Here is a 17302-nt window from a genome sequence, read left to right as displayed (position 1 = left end):
TTTCGGCTGACGGCGAGCAATTGCGGTGTTAGACTCGCAGGCACCCAATGATCCTGAAGCAGTACTATCTCGGCTGTCTCGCCCATGCGTCGTATTTTCTCGGAGACGAGGAGAGCGAGACTGCGGTGATTGTGGACCCGCAGCGGGATATTCACCAGTACGTTGTCGACTCCCAGAAGTTCGGGCTGAAAATCCGGCACGTATTCCTGACGCACTTTCACGCTGATTTCGTTGCCGGACATCTCGAGCTGAGAGATGCATGCGGGGCCACGATTCACCTCGGATCGCGGGCTGAGGCAGAGTATAGCTTTATTCGCATGAAGGACGGCGATGTCATCGATTTCCCCGGAATGCGGCTGCAGGTGTTGCATACGCCGGGGCACACGATCGAATCCATCTCGATTCTTGTGTTCGATCGATCAAAGAGCGACATTGATCCGTACGCGGTGCTCACCGGCGACACTCTTTTCATCGGCGACGTGGGAAGACCCGATCTTCGGGCATCGCTCGGGTGGACAGCGGATGAACTGGGCGGACATCTGTACGATTCTCTGCATACGAAGCTCTTGACTTTGCCTGACTCGATCCTTGTTTATCCTGCGCATGGCGCGGGATCGCTTTGCGGCAAGAAGCTCTCGTCGGACACGGTCTCGACGCTTGGGGACCAGAGACGGTTCAACTACGCGTTGAAGCCGATGTCGAAGGATGAATTCATTAGGCTGGTGACAGCCGACCAGCCTGACGCGCCGCCCTACTTCACCTATGATGCCGTGCTGAATACCCGAGAGCGCGCGACGCTCGACCAGAAGATAGAGCAGGTACTGCGGAATGTAGAACTGGACGAGGTGCTGGCCTTGGGGGATCGAGGCGCGCAGATTCTGGACGTCCGAGAGCCTAGCGAGTATGCGAAGGGACATTTGGCCGGCAGCATCAACATCGGGCTCGGAGGTCAGTACGCGACGTGGGCAGGGACGGTGCTGGACCGCTCGAAGCCTATCGTGATTATTTCCGAACCGGGCCGTGAATACGAGGCAGCTGTTCGCCTAGGCCGGATCGGATTCGATCACATTATGGGCTGTCTTGCAGGCGGGATGTCCTCTCTCGCGGATCGGCCAGACCTTGTGTGGCCAACTGAGCGCGTGAGTGTGCTGGTTGCGGCGGATGAACTGGAATCTTCGGACCCTCCGTTTTTGCTCGATGTTCGTGCGCCTTCGGAATGGGAAGGGAAACACATCGCATCGAGCACGAACATCCCTTTAAATCGTTTGCAGGAAAGGATCCCGAGTGTACCATGCGATCGCCGGATCGCGGTGCACTGTGCGGGAGGCTACCGATCGTCGATCGCGGTAAGCATCTTGCACCAGCACGGCATCACGAACCTCATCGAGATTGCCGGCGGACTGGCGGCGTGGGAGGCGGCGGGGCTGCCGATCGTTTCAGAGGCTCGCCGATCAGTTTGAGGCGGAGTTTGGACGAACAGGGCGTGCCGCTCTTTCTTCGCGTATTCACACGGGAATCAGATATGCTGTCCATCGCAAGGCGGAGGATGCATGATGGACATTCAAAGAGAACTTATCGCTGAATACAACCGCGAGACGGCCAATACCCGGAAGCTGCTTGAGGCTATCCCCGAGGATCTCGATTTCGATTGGCAACCGCATGCCAAATCCATGAAGCTCGGCAAACTCGCCGGGCACGTGTCCGACACGAACGGAGACTGGGCACTGCATACGCTCACCCGGGACCGGCTGGACTGGAACCCGGAGATGAACTCAAAGGATCCAAGCAGCAAGCAGGAGCTGTTGACACGCTTTGAGAAGCAGGTGAAGGAGGTTGAGCCAGCGCTGGCTGCGATGACTCCGGAGAAGTGGGATTCGAATTGGAAGTTCGTGGCTGGTGACCAGACCTGGATCGACGACAGCAAGTACAACGTATGGCGTACCTGGGTGATGAACCACCTCATTCACCATCGAAGCCAGTTAGGGGTCTACTTGCGCATGCTTGATAAGAAGATCCCTGGCACATACGGTCCGTCCGCGGACGAGATGTGAAGAGATTTATGCACTGGAAGTCCGGGACGCCCGGTGGCTCCATCGGTCGCGGGTGCGGCTTTGAATTAAGCTGAGCTGATGGCGCTTGTGTTCCCGAAGGTGTATCCGATTCTCGACGCGTCAGTGATTCCGAAAGTCGACCGCGAAAAGTATCTGATAAGACTCGGCACCTCGCTTGTGGGCGAGGGAGTTACTCTGCTGGAGTACCGCAACAAGGTTGGATCGGAGTCTGAGATCATCTCTGACTCAGCAGTCTTGCGAAGAGCGATGCCGAGCCAATATGTGAAGTTGATTCTAGATGACCGGGCAGATCTGGTAGGCAAAATTGGCTTTAACGGGGTGCATGTCGACGAAGGGGATCTGTCTCCCTCGCAGGCTCGATCGCTTTTAGGACCTTCTCGGATCGTAGGTACATTTGGAGGTAGCCATGACCTGGTTCCGGGAATTTTGGGTGTGCCAGCGGACTATCTGGCGATTGGCCCAGTTTTCGAGACCCGCACAAAACGCACGGAAGAGGTGCCCATCGGCGTCGAGGGCGTTCGCCGCTTGCGCGAACAGGCAGGATCCGGCGTGGTATTGAGTGCGGCTGCAGGCATAACGCTGGCGAACGCGAGAGCTGTGCTCGACGCCGGCGCCACTATGGTTGCGGTTTCAGAAGCTATCTTCAAGGCTGCAGATCCTGCCCGAGAGTTTGCACGGTGGGTAAGGGAGCTTAGCTGAGACGGAAGTTTAGGCGAGACAAATCGAGTCGAATTCGGATAAAACAAGCGCAGTGGCGACCCCTGAACTTACCACCTCTGAAAAACAGCGCTCCGAGACGAGCCATGCGCCTGGAATGGTGCCGACACTTGGGCTATTCAGTTCTACCGCGCTCGTAGCCGGATCGATGATCGGATCCGGGATATTCTTGGTCAACGCTGATATTGCGCGAACGACAAACTCACCTGCCCTAGTGGTTGGCGCTTGGATTGTCACGGGAATTCTGACGATGATCGGCGCGCTCAGCTATGGCGAGCTCGCAGCGATGATGCCGAAGGCCGGCGGCCAATACGTGTATCTGAGAGAAGCATTGGGGCCGATGTGGGGGTTCCTCTACGGCTGGACGCTCTTCATGGTAATCCAGACGGGGACCATCGCTGCGGTATGCGTAGCGTTCGGCAAATTTCTCGGGGTATTCTTCCCGACGATCTCGACCACGCACTGGCTATGGCATATTGCTCACGTGCCACCGATCGCTCTGGGGCCGATGGTGTTGGGGAACATGGATATCGGCGTGAACACTGCCAACCTGACGGGAATCATCGTGGTGTTTTTCCTGGCGGTCGTGAACATCTTCGGCGTGAAGCTCGGTGCACTGATCCAGAACATCTTCACGTCGGCGAAGGCGCTTTCGATGGCTGGCCTTATCCTGCTGACGTTGACGATTGGGCGAAATGCGACCGCGATGGCTGCGAACTTTGGCTCGAATATGAGCGAGTTCTGGAGGAATGCGGGTTGGCACGCGATGCATCCGGTGCAGGTGGGTATCGGCGGCCCAATCGTGCTGGTCAATCTGGTCGTAGTACTCGCTGTGGTGCAGGTCGGATCATTGTTTTCATCGGATGCCTGGAACAACATAACGTTCACTGCCGGAGAGGTGAAGAATCCGCGGCGCAACATACCACTGTCGCTGGTTCTGGGTACTGGGTTTGTCACAACGGTGTACGTCCTGGCGACGATCGGCTACTTGATGGTGCTGCCGATGCACGGAGACCCGCAGGGTACGACAGCGCTAGCGCGAGGAATTCAGTTTGCTGCCGAGGATCGGGTCGGAACAGCTGCTCTTGCAGTGGTGTTCCACTCGGGCGGAGCGTACCTGATGGCTGCCGCCATCATGATCTCAACCTTCGGCTGCGCGAACGGACTGTCACTGGCGGGGGCGCGCGTTTACTACGCAATGAGCCAAGACGGGCTGTTCTTCAGGTCCGTAGGCAAGCTAAACGAGAAGTACAAGACGCCGGCTACGGGATTGATGGTGCAGGCGTGCTGGACAGCGCTGCTGTGCATCTCCGGGTCATATAGCCAGCTACTCGACTACATCATCTTCGCGGCGCTGGTTTTTTACATGTTGACGATTCTGGGACTATTCGTGCTTCGCGTGAAGCAGCCCGATGCGAGCCGTCCGTACAAGGCTCTGGGATATCCCGTGCTTCCGGGCCTCTACATCGTGATGGCTTCCTGGATTTGTATCGTGCTTCTGCGCTACAAGCCGCAATACACGTGGCCGGGACTGGCAATCGTAGTTCTCGGGGCGCCGGTGTACTGGCTTTGGTCTCGTAACTCTTCTTCAAAGGCAGGCTGAAATGCGATGCAACATGAACGGCCTTCCTGTGCGGAAGGCCGTTCATGTTTGCGCAGATGTTTAGGTTATGCCGTCGCTTTGGCGCAGAACTCGTCGAAGGCGCGGATGAGTTCGCCGGCGATCTGCTGCGCGGTGGACTGCTCGATGACGAAGCGCTGCATGAGGTAGACGAGCTTGCCGTCGCGCATGATGGCGATGGCGGGCGAGGTGGGCGGGTTCCCGTCGAAGTAGCTGCGGGCGCGTTCAGTGGCTTCGCGGTCCTGGCCAGCGAAGACGGTGATCTTGCGGTCGGGCTGGTTCTGCGTATTGGAAAGCGCGAGGCGGACGCCGGGACGCATCTTGCCGGCAGCGCAGCCGCAAATCGAGTTCACCACGACGAGGGTGGTTCCGGGTTGCGAGACGGCGGCGTCGACTTCATCGGCGGTGCGAGATTCCGTGATGCCAGCGCGGGTGAGCTCTTCGCGCATGGGAATGACCATCAGTTCTGGATACATGTAACCTCCGGCAGATGTGGACTGCCTGACTTCATTCTACAGAAAAGCAGGCATTGAGCCCTGATTTACCCTTGATGGAAATGCGGATCGAAGAAAACAGGGAGCTTGGGCCGCTGACAACGCTGGGGGTGGGTGGACCGGCGCGCTGGTTTGCAGAGCCTGAGACTGAGGACGAGGTATTGGAGGCGGTCAAGTGGGCCACGGCAGGGGGGGTGCCGCTGTTTGTCCTGGGTGGTGGAAGCAATCTGCTGGTGGCCGATGCGGGATTCAACGGGGTCGTGATCAAGTTGGGTCTCAAGGGAGTTCACGTAGCGATCGCGCGAGCAGATTGGGAACGATACTACACGGCGGCAGCAGGCGAGGACTGGGATACCTTCGTTCAACGGACGGTGGAAGAAAACAGTGCAGGGCTCGAATGTCTCGCGGGAATTCCGGGAACGGTAGGCGGTACGCCGGTTCAGAATGTCGGCGCCTACGGACAGGAAGTTGCGAGCACCATCTATGAGGTCCGGGCACTTGATCTTGAGCGAAACGAGATCGCCGACTTCCGTGCGGACGAGTGTGCGTTCGCCTACCGCCGAAGCCGATTCAACACGGCAGATAGAGGTCGTTTTGTGATCCTTTCGGTGGTGTACCGGCTCACCAGGGGAGGATCGCCGATCCTAAAGTACGCTGACGTGCAACGTGAGTTTCCGGGAGAATCCAAACCATCTCTGACAGAAGTGGCTGAAGCGGTGCGACGAATCCGGAGATCGAAAGGCATGCTTCTGGTGGAGGGGGATGCAGATTGTCGAAGCGCAGGAAGCTTCTTCAAGAACCCCGTGATCGCTGAGGAGAAGGCAGCAGAGATTGCGCGGATCGCGGGTGCGGAACCGCCGCGCTTTCCTGCGGGCCCGGAGTTTCCAGCCATGATGAAGATTTCGGCCGCCTGGCTGATGGAGAGATCCGGGTTCTGTCGAGGGTTTCGACTGGGTCGTGCAGCCATCTCTTCGAAACATACGTTGGCTCTGGTGAATCTCGGGGGTGCGACCGCGGCGGAGATCTTGGCTCTGGCGCACGCTATAAGAACGGCTGTTTCTGCGAAGTTCTCGATTGATCTTGAGATAGAACCTGTGCTCATCGGGTTCTGAATCAGCAGCAACGACTTGCCACCTAGCTGTGATGAGGAGTGATTCATGGCTCTGATAGGCTAAGACCAAGAGCATGAACGACAACTTGCACAGCTTGAGGTGCTTCGGATGTGGCGCGCGCATCGCAGGCAATGAGGCGCGCCCCGACTTCCGCTGTGCGGAGTGCGGCGACCTGTTTGAGGTCGAGTACGCTGGGTGGGGGCGTGGTCCGGGCAAGGACCGACCCAACCCTGGCGCCTTGAAGTGGTTGTGGCGTGAACGCCGCTGTTCAGGCGAAGCACTCGACCAGAGCGGTGTGTGGCGGTTTCGGGAATTTCTACCAATTCTTGACAACTTCGGCAATGCCGTGAGCCTGCGAGAAGGAAACACCCCTTTGTACAAGCTAAAAAGAGCAGCTAAGGCACTGGGGCTCGATGAATTGTTCGCAAAGCACCAGGGAATGAACCCCACGGGCTCCTTCAAGGACGCGGGTATGACAGCTGCCTTAAGTGTTGCCCGCGAGCGTGGCTTTAAGTGGGTGGCATGCGCTTCGACTGGAAACACATCGGCAGCGATGGCGGCATATGCCGCGCGCGCGGGCCTTCGCGGCCTTGTACTGATCCCCGAGGGAAAGATTGCGTGGGGCAAGTTGTCGCAGGCCATGGATTACGGCGCTGTCACATGTCAGCTCCGGACCGATTTTGACGGCTGTGTAAAAGTTCTCGCACAGATCGTGAACGAAGCTCCGATCTATCTTTTGAATTCAGTGAATCCCTATCGACTGGAAGGGCAGAAGACGCCGGCGATGGAGATAGCGGAGGCGTTCGACTGGATGGTTCCGGATCATCTAATCGTCCCGGGCGGCAATCTTGCGAACAGTTCAGCTCTGGGCAAAGGCTTTCGTGAACTCAAGGAGCTTGGCCTGGTTGCTCGTATGCCCAGAATCTCCGTGGTTCAGGCGGAGGGGGCAAATCCGCTGGTGCGATCATTTGCTGAGAGCAATGGCCAGGAGTTGCAGCCCGTCGAAGCGCAGACACGCGCGACTGCAATCAGAATAGGGAATCCCGCCTCATGGCGCAAAGCAGCGAAGGTCATTCGCGATTCCGGCGGCTGGTGCCTGGATGTCTCCGAAGCGGAGATCGCGATTGCGAAAGCGGAAATCGGAGCCGAAGGGCTCGGCTGCGAGCCTGCCTCCGCAGTTACGCTTGCGGGCTTGAAGAAGCTGTGCGCTCAAGGCAAGGTAGCGGCGAACGAATCTGTGGTGCTGCTTCTCACCGGGCACACTCTGAAAGATGCCGACTACACGATCAATTTCCATCGCGGTACTCTTCTTGAAGATGAAGAGACGGCAGAGCATGAGGAAGAGATCGCCGAACGGAAGCGAGATGCGGTCGTCGTTGACGCTACGCCAGACTCGGTGCTGGCGGCGCTCAAGGAATTCGGCGAATGACCGAGAAGATATTCCGGATGAAGTTTCCGGCGACTTCGGCAAATCTGGGTTCCGGATTCGATACCGCCGCCGTTGCCCTTGATTTTTATCTCAAGATTGAAGCCCAGCGCGCAGATGAGTTCTCAATCAGTGCAAATGGCTGCAATGCCGAGATCTGTTCGAAGGTGGAGAACAATCTAATCCTAGAAACCTACAGGCGTCTGCTGGTCGCGCAGGGTAGGCCCGTTGTACCACTTACGATCCAGATGCAAAATGAGATCCCGCTTGGCATGGGGTGCGGGTCTTCCGCGGCCGGCAGACTTGCGGGCATTGCTTTAGCGGTCCATTTCGGGCATTTGCACTGGAGCAGCGATCGAGTCCTCGAAGAGGCATGCGCGCTTGAGGGCCACCCCGACAACGCCGCAGCATGCTGGCTCGGTGGCTTCGTCGCTGCCGCCATGAACGGAAGTTCGGTATACGCCGCACGGGTCGAGCCGCCGTCGGAATGGAGAGCGATCGTTGCATACCCGGCGGAGTCGCTGGCTACAGCAACAGCACGTGCCGTTCTGCCGGGGAACTACTCGAGCGAGGACGTGGTGATAAACCTGCAGTCGGTGTCGATCCTTGGACTTGCGTTCGCACAAGCACGCGGTGATCTGTTGAGGGTGGCGATGCGCGACCGAATTCACCAGCCTTACCGCTCGGAACTGTGTGGGCTGCTTCCGCAGCTTCTTCCGCTGGCCGGCAGAGAAGGAATTCTCGGGATCGCGTTGAGTGGTGCAGGACCTGCGGTCCTGGCGATCGTTGGGGCCGAGAGCGAAACGGCTGGAGCTTGCGAACTGATGCACAGCGCGATTTCACCAGCGAGGGCGCATTTCTGTGTCAGCCGCTTTCAGCCGGTCGGCGCGGCCGAATTGAGAGGCTGAACAGTTCTGGTTGTCTGCTTCAAGTTCACTGAGCAGTTACCCTTCAAGTGGCGTGATGACCGTGAGGTAAATCACCGCCTGACGATTACCTGATCGATTACCTAAGTTTCCTTGATCTTGAAGTAAAGACAACCTAAATTCGCAGCGTGGGCAGTTCTGGGGGAGGGCTGCTCTAGCGCCCGCGATCCGTACAGGATCCGGGCGCTTCTATTTTGCGGGCGCGCAATTGTTGGGGACCCAAGCCCTTCCGAATGCGAGGTTCGGGACACGTTGCGACCAATCCGACATTTGAGGCATCTTATAGTGGCGCCGCTCAGGTAGTCTGGTTGAGTGCGCTGGCACGATAAGGAGAATCATGGCGGGTGCAGGAGTTCTGGAAGTAAGCGACGCGACGTTTGAGCAAGAGGTTTTGAAGAGTGAGCAGCCGGTCCTGGTGGATTTCTGGGCGGCCTGGTGCGGCCCCTGCAGGGCGATTGCTCCAATCGTGGATGGAGTTGCACAGAGCTATGCGGGCAAACTGAAGGTGGCCAAGGTGGATGTCGACCATAATGCCGCCACACCTTCCCGGTACGGAATTCGAGGCATACCGGCACTGCTGTTCTTCAAGGGAGGCAAGGTTGCCGACCAGGTAGTAGGGTATGCGCCGCAGAATGTGATCGAGGAGAAGGTACAGCGCCTTCTGGCCTGAGTCATTGTAGAAGGTGTTAAGAAAGCCCGGCGAGATGCCGGGCTTTCTTGCGCTCAGCGATACTTGCGAAGCACCCCGAGGACTCTGCCCTGGATAGCTACGTGGGCTGCGGGGACAAAGATTGGCTCCATTTCGGTGTTTGCTGGCTGCAGACGTATCATGTTGCCTTCCGAGTAGAAACGTTTCAGCGTGGTTTCGGAGCCGTGTACCAACGCTACCACGATCTCGCCTTGACGGGCGGTTCTTGCCCGCTCCACAAGCACGTAGTCGCCGTTGATGATGTGCTCGTCTCGCATCGAGTCGCCCTTCACTTCCAAGGCAAAAACATCCCGGTTTCCAACCACGTCACGTAGCGAAATGGTCTCACTGTTTTCTGCTGTTTCAACAGGAAGACCTGCGGCGATACGGCCCGCGAGTGGCAAGCGATCACTGGAACGGGTACGCGTGCCCGGGGGAAGAATATCGATAGAGCGGCTTCGGTTGTGAACGCGATCAAGTAGGCCCTTCTTCTCGAGGTTGGTCACGTGCTTGTGCACCGTTGCAAGGCTCTTGAGGCCCATAGCACGGGCAATCTCTTCGAAAGACGGAGAATAGCCATTTCGAGACACGAACGATTCAAGGAAGTCGATGATTTCTTTTTGCCTTCGCGTGACAGCCATGGGCGGATTATAGCGAAGAAAAAGCGAATTGCAAGGGATTATTTTTGCCTTTCATTCTCCCCCGTGTTCAAGAAGTTAGCCCAACTATTGGCTGGCGATCCGGTGCCGATGAAGTCTCCTGAGGAATGAGTGCGCCGAGATGATCTCGCTGAAGCAGTATCTGGACGGAACGAGCAGCCGAGTGCCTGGGAATACGACTGATCGCTCTCCGTGTACCGAAGTGGTCGAAGCATACCTGGCAACTCTCACTCAGATGTGCGAATCCGGGAGCAACATCTGCCGCGCTCGGGAACAGCAACTCAAGCGGGGCATTATGCACTTCGCGGAAATGTTGCGACCTCCGACCTCAGAACCTCTTCTTAGAGTGGCAGAAATGGGAATCCGGGAGGTACTCCAGAAGTGGTCAAAGGATGTGGAGAGTTACTACGACGAAAAGGCCGCTGACGTCCGAGATATGTTGCTTGTGGTCTCTCGCACAGTGGAGTCACTCGGGAACAAGGACGATCGGATCGCGCAGAGCATCGACTGTATCACGAAGCAATTGACCTCCATCGCAGGGCTGGAGGACGTGAGTCGGATACGTGTATCGCTGGAGGCAAGCGCGCGCGATCTGAAGGGTGCGGTTGAAAAGATTCATGCTGAAGGGAGAGCCTTGATCGATCATCTTCGGGCGGAGGTATCGACCTACCAGACAAGGCTGGAAAGCGCAGAGCGGATCTCATCGCGCGATGCGCTGACTGGAATTGGGAGCCGCCATTGGGTGGAGGGACGTATTCAGGAACGGATTCACTCGGAAGCTCTGTTTTCAATCGTACTTATTGATATCGACGAGTTTCATAGAGTGGTGGAGGCCCACGGCAACCTTGTTGGCGACTTGCTGCTGAAGGAATTTGCTCGTGAACTTCGTTCAGCGTGTCGATTTACAGACGTCGTGGGGCGTTGGGGCAATGACGAATTCATGCTGCTTCTGGACGACGTCGGGGAAGAGATAAAGCCTAAGGTGGAGCGGCTGAGAGCAACAATCTGCAGGAAATATCATGTTCCAGGCAGATCCGGCTATGTGAATGTTCCGCTTAAAGCGTCCATTGGAGTGGCCAGTTATCAGGACGGCGACGATGTCCATGCGGTACTTGAACGAGCGGATTTAGACATGTGCCGTGAACGAGCGCGGGAGCTCGATAAGAGCGCTTGAAGGAAGGATAGCCGCCGGTACCGTAAACAGAACGACTAAGATGTGTTGACCATCACTATTCAGACCCGATCGGCTCCATTTTGGAACCTGGGTTCGAGCAGACCCACCTTGAAATCCGACTTCGTCTTCCGCATTCCTTTGCATTGAATTCCTATTCACTTGGCGCGATTGTTGAGAGGTGACGCCGCGTTAGATCAATCTAACCCGGCACTTCGCACTTCGAACTCATCGGCTACACAGCCAAGGGATGCGCCGGAATGACACTGCTAATCGCTGAAGATGACCCTGCACTTGCATTGTTCCTAGGGCGCGCATTTGAGGCGGACGGTTGTCGCGTCCGGGTCGTCTCAGACGGGGTGAAAGCCGTAGAGGTGTTCCGAGACGAGGTTCCGGATCTGACGATCCTTGATCTCAACCTTCCCAAGAAGGACGGAGAGAGCGCATTGGATGAGATGCGTCAGCTAAATGCGGACAGGCCGATCCTGGTTCTGACCGGCCGGACGGATCTTCAGAGCCGAGTTCGATGCATCGAGCACGGAGCAGACGATCTCCTGCAGAAACCGTTCAGTATGGTGGAACTTCGTGCACGCTGCGGTGCGCTGCTCCGGCGAAGGACCTCTGTCAACGCGTTGCTGAAGATCGAGGATTTGGAAGTGGACCGGATGAGCCGAGCAGTGAAGCGCGGCGGAAACGCGGTGGAACTGACCAACAAAGAGTTCGCGCTGCTGGAACAACTAATGCTCAATCGTGGCGCATGTCTGTCACGCTCAGAGCTTCTTCAGCGGATATGGAAGTCAGAAACGACGCAGACCACAAATATCGTTGACGTGTATGTGAACTATCTGCGGCGCAAGCTTGACGATCGTCCTCCGGGTTCCATCATTCGAACCATTCATGGAAGAGGCTATATGATCACCAGCTCGTCAGGACTTCAAGCAGGGTTCCAAGCCGCCGATTGAGGAACGTCGAGGATGAACGGAGAAGAGAAATGGCTACGGTGATTCATTCCGCAACAAAACCTTCGGTGAAGCAGCGCACCGCGCTGGTTGCCAGCGCAGACGGCTGCTTCCGGAAGTCTGTAAGCGCCGCCTTGACCGGGCTCCGATGGAGCGTCCGGGAAGCAAACGGCGGAGCTCAGGCGTGGGGCGAAGCCATGGATTGTCAGCCCCAAACCATCATCGTGGACTCGTGGCTTCCGGATCTGGATATTAAGGAATTCCTGCGTGAGTTTCATGTCTCTTTTCCGGGGGTGGATATCATTACGAACGACGACGGCCCGCTCAAGGACGCTACTCCGAGCCCATTCCGACAAGAAATCCTGTATGCACTGAACCGCGCGGAGCGGACCGACACTGCGGTCTGGAATGCGGCGCCTCCTATGGGAGACAGCATTTCAGAACAGAACGGCTCGCCGAGTTCAATATTGCCCGCTTCGCTCGAGAACAAAGGCAGGAGGCACTTACTTCGAGTCTCTGATGCAGCCTCAACATGTCAAAGATCTCAGTCGTGTTCGCCCTCCGGAAGTCCCACGGAGGGGCGCATTCCGGGCCTGGTCGGCGAGTCGGCAGTCATGCTCGAAGTCAGCCGCCGTATCCGGCGAGTTGCACCTCTCAGTACACCGGTATTGATCGAGGGCCCAACAGGTTCAGGAAAGGAAGTAGTTGCCGCGGCCCTGCATCGTATGTCCTCACGCTGTCACAAGCCGTTCGTTGCGATCAATTGCGCCGCGATCCCTGAGGCGCTTCTGGAAGCGGAACTCTTCGGACACACACGAGGGGCATTCACAGGTGCACTGCAAGGACGTACCGGGCGCATCGAAGCGGCAAACGGAGGAACGCTCTTTCTTGATGAGATCGGTGAGATGCCGCTCAGTCTTCAAGCCAAGCTGCTTCGCTTCGTTGAGAGCGGAGAATTGCAACGGGTCGGAGATAACGAGAACGTGAAGGTAGATGTGCGAATCATTTCGGCAACTCACCAGCGCCTGCGGCAATCGTCGAAGTCTGGAGGTTTTCGTTCGGACCTATATTTTCGCCTTGCAGTATTTCTAATCCGGACACCGGCATTGTCAGAGAGGGTCGATGACATTCCGGTGCTAGTGCACCACTTTATGGAAAGAATGGGACGGGCAAAGCCGGTCAAGCGGCTGGACGACAAAGCTATGAACCTGCTGTGCGCATATCCATGGCCGGGAAACGTTCGTGAACTTCAGCACGTGCTGGAACGCGCAAGCATTTTGGCGGGAGATGAGCCCGTTCTGAGCGTCTCGGAGATTGATTTTGGGGATGAAGCTGATTAGCTCTGCGAGTCGACTGGCGTCAACAACGACAAGGAGGAGTCCCGCATGCGAATCGAGACCAAGTTGGGTGAGCAGTTGTCGCGGTATCTGGATCTGTCCGCGAGCGAGGCGAAGGTATCCGCCTTCAACATGGCAAATGTAGATACTCCGGGGTTCCGCGCGCGTGGATTCGATTTTGAGGCGGAAATAGCGAAGGCTTTCGAGACGATTGAGAACGGACGATCTCATCCTCCGAGGGTGCATGACGTTGAAGGACTGATCTCCCGGCCCGATGGCAACAACGTTTCGGTCGACCGGGAAAGCATGAAGCTCGCAGTCGCGCAGCTGAAGTTCCGAACCGGCATAAGTCTCCTGAGGCTCGAAAACCAGAGAATGATGGATGCTATTCACGCAGACAGGTAGTTCCTGCGAAAGGACGGAGAGGCACGATGAATCTCTTTGGAATTATGGAAGCATCTGGATCAGCAATGCGAGCCGAACGAATCAGGGCAGAAGTCGTCGCAGCCAATATGGCGAACGCAGAGACCACGCGGACCGAAGCAGGCGGACCCTACAGGCGGCGCCATCTCGTCTTCGCAGAGAACCCAGCGCCCTTGGAGTTTGGCGACAGAATGCAGAAAGCGCGATCTGGGCTGCTCTTCTCCGATGGAGAGCCGGCCGGCGGAGTTCACATCGAGACCGTCTTGGAAGATAAGTCGGCTCCTTTGAAGCGCTATGATCCCGGGCATCCTGACGCAGGTCCGGACGGGTATGTCGCATATCCCGACATCAACCCGCTCACCGAAATGGTCGATCTGATGGGTGCAAGCCGCGCTTACGGGCTGAACAGTTCGGCAGTGCAGGCCGAGAAGAGCATGATCACTTCAGCGCTGGAGATCGCCAGATCTTGAGAGGAAAGGCAAATACGGAATGATGTCCGGTTTATCGGTCACAACTGCAGAATTTGCTGGATCTGTCGGGCTGGAACGAGCCTCATTGATCCAGTTGAAGCAGTCCAAGAAAACAGAGCATCTCCACGGCGATGAGTTTGGGGGCCTTTTGCGCGAGTCAATCGGAAGTGTCGAGCGACTCGAAGGACAGGCGCGGACCGCAGTGGAAGGGTTGATGAAAGGAACCGGTGTGGATGTGCACCAGGCATTGATCGCTGCTGAGAAGGCGAATGCGGCGTTTGAGCTTACGCTGTCGATGCGCAACAAAGCAGTCCAGTCCTATCAGAGCATCATGAGCATGCAGTTCTGAAGTGAGAAAAGCCATTTCGCTGATTGCGACGAATGGGAGCAAGGGGCGGCGAAATACTTGACGGATTTCAACGGGCGAGACTATGGCCTCTCAGGCGATTCAACTCGAGAAGCGAGTGCCTCCTGGCGGTGATGCCAGTAGGGGGCTATGGTCGCGACTTCAAAGTACATGGCTGGCGATGCCGGCATCCAAGCGCCGATGGACAGCTTTAACCCTGTCTTCCGCAACTGTTCTAGTTTCGCTCTTAGCCTGGCTCGGATTTCGAACAGAGTGGAAGACGCTGTACTCGGGGCTCGACGCAGAAGACGCTCGTCAGGTCGGTATGACACTCACCCAGGCTCAGATCCCTTATGAACTCTCCAACGACGGGCTTGCCCTGCGGGTACCCTCAGCACAACTGGATAAAGCAAGACTCGCGACATCTGGAAAGGCACTAAGGACGGGTCGCATGGGGTTCGAACTGTTTGACAAGCCAAACTGGATGGGCTCGGAGTTCGATGAGCAGGTCAACTATCAGCGTGCGCTTGAGGGGGAACTCGAACACACCGTTTCATCTCTAGCCGACATCGAATTAGCGAGAGTGCATCTCGTCATGCCTCACGAGTCTCTCTTCCGGGATGAGCAAAGGCCTGCCAAGGCATCCGTGGTTCTGAAGCTTCGGCACGCATCCCTGGCCGAGGGCGAGGCAGATTCAATCCGGAATCTTCTGTCATCCGCGGTTGATGGCCTGTCGCCAGATCGTGTCGTGCTGGTGGATGCGGCAGGCCGGCAGCCGCTAGGGCCGAAAACTGCGGAGTCGCTCAGACTAGGCGCAGAACAGGCGCTTGAACAGAAGGTACTTGCGACACTGGAGCCCATCACAGGGCAAGGCAACGTACGCGCATCGGCAAGCATTGACTACGATCAGGAGTCGATGGAGGAGACGAGCGAGAGCTATGATCCGACAGAATCGGCCACCCTTAGCATGGAGCGCACTGAGCAGACGTCAGAAGGAGCGGTCATTGCTTCGGGAGTTCCCGGTACAGCGTCCAACGCACCAAACTCAACACCTGTGCCGGTCTTTCCGAAACAGACAAGTACTCCACAGACTTCGAGAACGGAATCAGGAACATACGGCGTATCGAAAACTGTTCGACACAGGGTCGACAGTCCGGGCAAAGTGCGGAGAATTACAGTCGCGGTTGTGGTCAACGATCGTATGGTCGCAGGACCGACCAAAAGCCGGTCAGCTCAGTGGTCATCACGTTCAGCTGAAGAACTGCACAATCTCACTGTCCTCGCGCAGGCAGCGGTGGGGTTTGACAACGCAAGAGGAGACTTGCTGACGGTCCAGAACATGCAGTTCGAGGAGAACATCGTCCGTACCGGCCAATCAACTCCCATTGAGATTCTTGCCAATCTTCGCAGACAACCTGAGGTGGTGAAGTATGTCTGCCTGCTGCTTGCAACTGTTGCACTGCTCGTCTTCGGTATACGTCCGGGGCTGAGGCAGTTGACAACGCTTAGGAACCCCGTCGGGATAGACAAGACCCCGATCGCTACCGAAGGTCACCAGCAGGGATTGCAGACTGGAGCGCCGGACCCCGAGCGATTGCGTGCGCAGGAGATCTTCGACAAAGTGACTGGTCAGATCAGAAACGAGCCGACACAAACATCGCGGCTTCTGCAAAGCTGGATTCACTCCGATTGAGTAGATAGGGAAAGAAAAAGGCAACGACTACCGGATTAACCGACCCTCGGCAAGTCGTTTGAAGGAAAGTATGGGTACCCCGAATGAGCAGCGTAGCGAACTCGCGCATCTATCTGGTGCTCGAAAAGCCGCTGTTCTGCTGATGGCGGTAGGAGAGGTTCTGGCCAAGGAGATTCTTCGTAGTCTCCCTGAGCCGGACGTCGAACGCCTCACGGGTGAATTCGCCAATCTTCGCGGTGTATCTCCGGAGATCACGTCTGCTGTGCTGGAAGAGTTCTGGGGATTGCTGGAGACGCAGGGGTACATCGTCCACGGCGGGGTCGACTTTGCGAGCCGACTGCTTGCGGAGGCCTTCGGGAAACAGCGCGCAGAGGACTTAATGCTTCAGATTCGGCGTGCGCAGGAGATGGAGCAAGGCAATCTTGCTCAGCTTCAACGCACAGATCCACAACAGCTCGGAAAGCTTCTTGACGCGGAGCATCCGCAGACCATCGCGTTGGTTCTTGCCCACCTCGATCCTAAACAGGCCTCTCTCGTGCTCAGCAATTTAACCGAGGAGCATCGGGTAGTGTCGATCCAGCGTTTGGCGGAGATGAGGCAGTTTTCGCCAGAGATGGCTCAGAAGGTTGCACAGACGCTGCATCGGCGGCTTGAGAAGGTAGGCGATACGCAAAGGCGAAGCTATTCGGGGTTCAAAGCCGTTGCGGATCTGATGAATCGGTTGAATGCAGAGGAGGCGAAGCGGATTCTTGAATCAATCGAGGAGTCGCAGCCGGAACTGGCGCTAAGCATTCGAAACCTAATGTTCACATTTGAGGACCTTGTAACCGTTCCCCCCGCAACCATTCGCGAAGTTGTGTCCGGCGTAGATAAGAAAGTACTTGCTATGGCTCTTCGCGGCGCGAAGGATGATCTGCGAGCGGCGATCTTCAAGGCCATGAGTGCTCGGGCCTCAGAGATGATGCGGGAGGACATGGAGGTCCTCGGTCCAGTACGTTCGAGGGAAGTTGCACAGGCGCAGCAGGAGATTCTGAACTTCGCTCGACGGCTTGAGGCGGAGGGGAAAGTGGTTTTGAAGCTGGAAACGGGAGACGAGATGCTGGCCTAAAAAGTGCTCTGGTGGGAGATTGGATTTGCCAGGGAATGCATGGAAAAGAGTCGAAGACTACAGATATCCGACTGCGGGTG

Annotated in this window: 18 protein-coding genes; 16 read left to right on the top strand and 2 right to left on the bottom strand. The window is 56.9% G+C overall.

The features are described 5' to 3' along the window. Positions 1-47: 47 nt before the first annotated feature. The 4 genes from DHV10_RS01995 to DHV10_RS01980 all read left to right on the top strand — a co-directional run bounded on the left by DHV10_RS01995 (position 48) and on the right by DHV10_RS01980 (position 4392). The gene (locus tag DHV10_RS01995; protein ID WP_109484641.1) at positions 48-1460 is read left to right on the top strand and encodes an MBL fold metallo-hydrolase; all 1413 of its coding nucleotides are present in this window, start codon (positions 48-50) and stop codon (positions 1458-1460) included. A 90-nt stretch (positions 1461-1550) separates the two neighbouring features. Further along, positions 1551-2051, top strand: coding sequence for a DinB family protein (locus DHV10_RS01990; protein ID WP_109484640.1), 501 nt, complete (start codon positions 1551-1553; stop codon positions 2049-2051). A 78-nt stretch (positions 2052-2129) separates the two neighbouring features. Beyond that, positions 2130-2771: a thiamine phosphate synthase gene (locus tag DHV10_RS01985; RefSeq protein WP_109484639.1), complete on the top strand. Its 642-nt coding sequence runs from the start codon at positions 2130-2132 to the stop codon at positions 2769-2771. A 52-nt stretch (positions 2772-2823) separates the two neighbouring features. Next, a complete protein-coding gene (locus DHV10_RS01980) occupies positions 2824-4392 on the top strand; it encodes an APC family permease (RefSeq protein WP_338042559.1) in 1569 nt (522 codons plus the stop codon). 65 nt (positions 4393-4457) lie between these two features. Here DHV10_RS01980 and DHV10_RS01975 read toward each other — a convergent pair whose 3' ends face one another. After that, on the bottom strand, positions 4458-4886 hold the full coding sequence (locus tag DHV10_RS01975; protein ID WP_109484637.1) for a BrxA/BrxB family bacilliredoxin: 429 nt from the start codon (positions 4884-4886) through the stop codon (positions 4458-4460). An 80-nt stretch (positions 4887-4966) separates the two neighbouring features. On the opposite strand from DHV10_RS01975, the gene DHV10_RS01970 reads away from it, so the two are divergent. The 4 genes from DHV10_RS01970 to trxA all read left to right on the top strand — a co-directional run bounded on the left by DHV10_RS01970 (position 4967) and on the right by trxA (position 9038). Continuing rightward, positions 4967-6016, top strand: a complete 1050-nt coding sequence (locus DHV10_RS01970; protein ID WP_109485658.1) for a UDP-N-acetylmuramate dehydrogenase — start codon at positions 4967-4969, stop codon at positions 6014-6016. A gap of 73 nt (positions 6017-6089) precedes the next feature. Continuing rightward, positions 6090-7445: a threonine synthase gene (gene thrC, locus DHV10_RS01965; protein WP_109484636.1), complete on the top strand. Its 1356-nt coding sequence runs from the start codon at positions 6090-6092 to the stop codon at positions 7443-7445. After that, on the top strand, positions 7442-8350 hold the full coding sequence (gene thrB, locus DHV10_RS01960; protein ID WP_109484635.1) for a homoserine kinase: 909 nt from the start codon (positions 7442-7444) through the stop codon (positions 8348-8350). Before thrC ends, thrB begins: the two co-directional genes overlap by 4 nt. A 355-nt stretch (positions 8351-8705) precedes the next feature. After that, complete coding sequence (trxA, locus tag DHV10_RS01955) at positions 8706-9038, top strand: thioredoxin (protein WP_109484634.1); 333 nt, start codon at positions 8706-8708, stop codon at positions 9036-9038. A gap of 53 nt (positions 9039-9091) precedes the next feature. On the opposite strand, the gene lexA is transcribed toward trxA, so the two are convergent. Beyond that, complete coding sequence (gene lexA / locus DHV10_RS01950) at positions 9092-9697, bottom strand: transcriptional repressor LexA (protein WP_109484633.1); 606 nt, start codon at positions 9695-9697, stop codon at positions 9092-9094. A gap of 139 nt (positions 9698-9836) precedes the next feature. Between lexA and DHV10_RS01945 the strand changes: the two genes are divergently transcribed. The 8 genes from DHV10_RS01945 to fliG all read left to right on the top strand — a co-directional run bounded on the left by DHV10_RS01945 (position 9837) and on the right by fliG (position 17222). Beyond that, complete coding sequence (locus DHV10_RS01945) at positions 9837-10889, top strand: GGDEF domain-containing protein (RefSeq protein WP_109484632.1); 1053 nt, start codon at positions 9837-9839, stop codon at positions 10887-10889. 257 nt (positions 10890-11146) lie between these two features. Continuing rightward, positions 11147-11848 carry a response regulator transcription factor gene (locus tag DHV10_RS01940; RefSeq protein ID WP_109484631.1) on the top strand — a complete coding sequence of 234 codons (702 nt, stop codon included), beginning with the start codon at positions 11147-11149 and terminating at the stop codon, positions 11846-11848. A gap of 29 nt (positions 11849-11877) precedes the next feature. Next, positions 11878-13185, top strand: coding sequence for a sigma-54 dependent transcriptional regulator (locus DHV10_RS01935; RefSeq protein ID WP_109484630.1), 1308 nt, complete (start codon positions 11878-11880; stop codon positions 13183-13185). 45 nt (positions 13186-13230) lie between these two features. Continuing rightward, on the top strand, positions 13231-13587 hold the full coding sequence (gene flgB, locus DHV10_RS01930; RefSeq protein WP_109484629.1) for a flagellar basal body rod protein FlgB: 357 nt from the start codon (positions 13231-13233) through the stop codon (positions 13585-13587). A gap of 26 nt (positions 13588-13613) precedes the next feature. Next, a complete protein-coding gene (gene flgC / locus DHV10_RS01925; protein ID WP_109484628.1) occupies positions 13614-14075 on the top strand; it encodes a flagellar basal body rod protein FlgC in 462 nt (153 codons plus the stop codon). A 19-nt stretch (positions 14076-14094) separates the two neighbouring features. Beyond that, on the top strand, positions 14095-14424 hold the full coding sequence (fliE, locus tag DHV10_RS01920) for a flagellar hook-basal body complex protein FliE (protein ID WP_109484627.1): 330 nt from the start codon (positions 14095-14097) through the stop codon (positions 14422-14424). An 82-nt stretch (positions 14425-14506) separates the two neighbouring features. Next, complete coding sequence (fliF, locus tag DHV10_RS01915; RefSeq protein WP_109484626.1) at positions 14507-16114, top strand: flagellar basal-body MS-ring/collar protein FliF; 1608 nt, start codon at positions 14507-14509, stop codon at positions 16112-16114. A gap of 70 nt (positions 16115-16184) precedes the next feature. After that, positions 16185-17222: a flagellar motor switch protein FliG gene (fliG, locus tag DHV10_RS01910; RefSeq protein ID WP_109484625.1), complete on the top strand. Its 1038-nt coding sequence runs from the start codon at positions 16185-16187 to the stop codon at positions 17220-17222. The last annotated feature ends 80 nt before the right edge of the window (positions 17223-17302 follow it).

It is taken from the genome of Occallatibacter savannae, from assembly GCF_003131205.1.
GTDB lineage: Bacteria > Acidobacteriota > Terriglobia > Terriglobales > Acidobacteriaceae > Telmatobacter > Telmatobacter savannae.
Note: the sequence above shows the minus strand (reverse complement) of the source record. Positions and strands in the feature narration are given on the sequence as shown.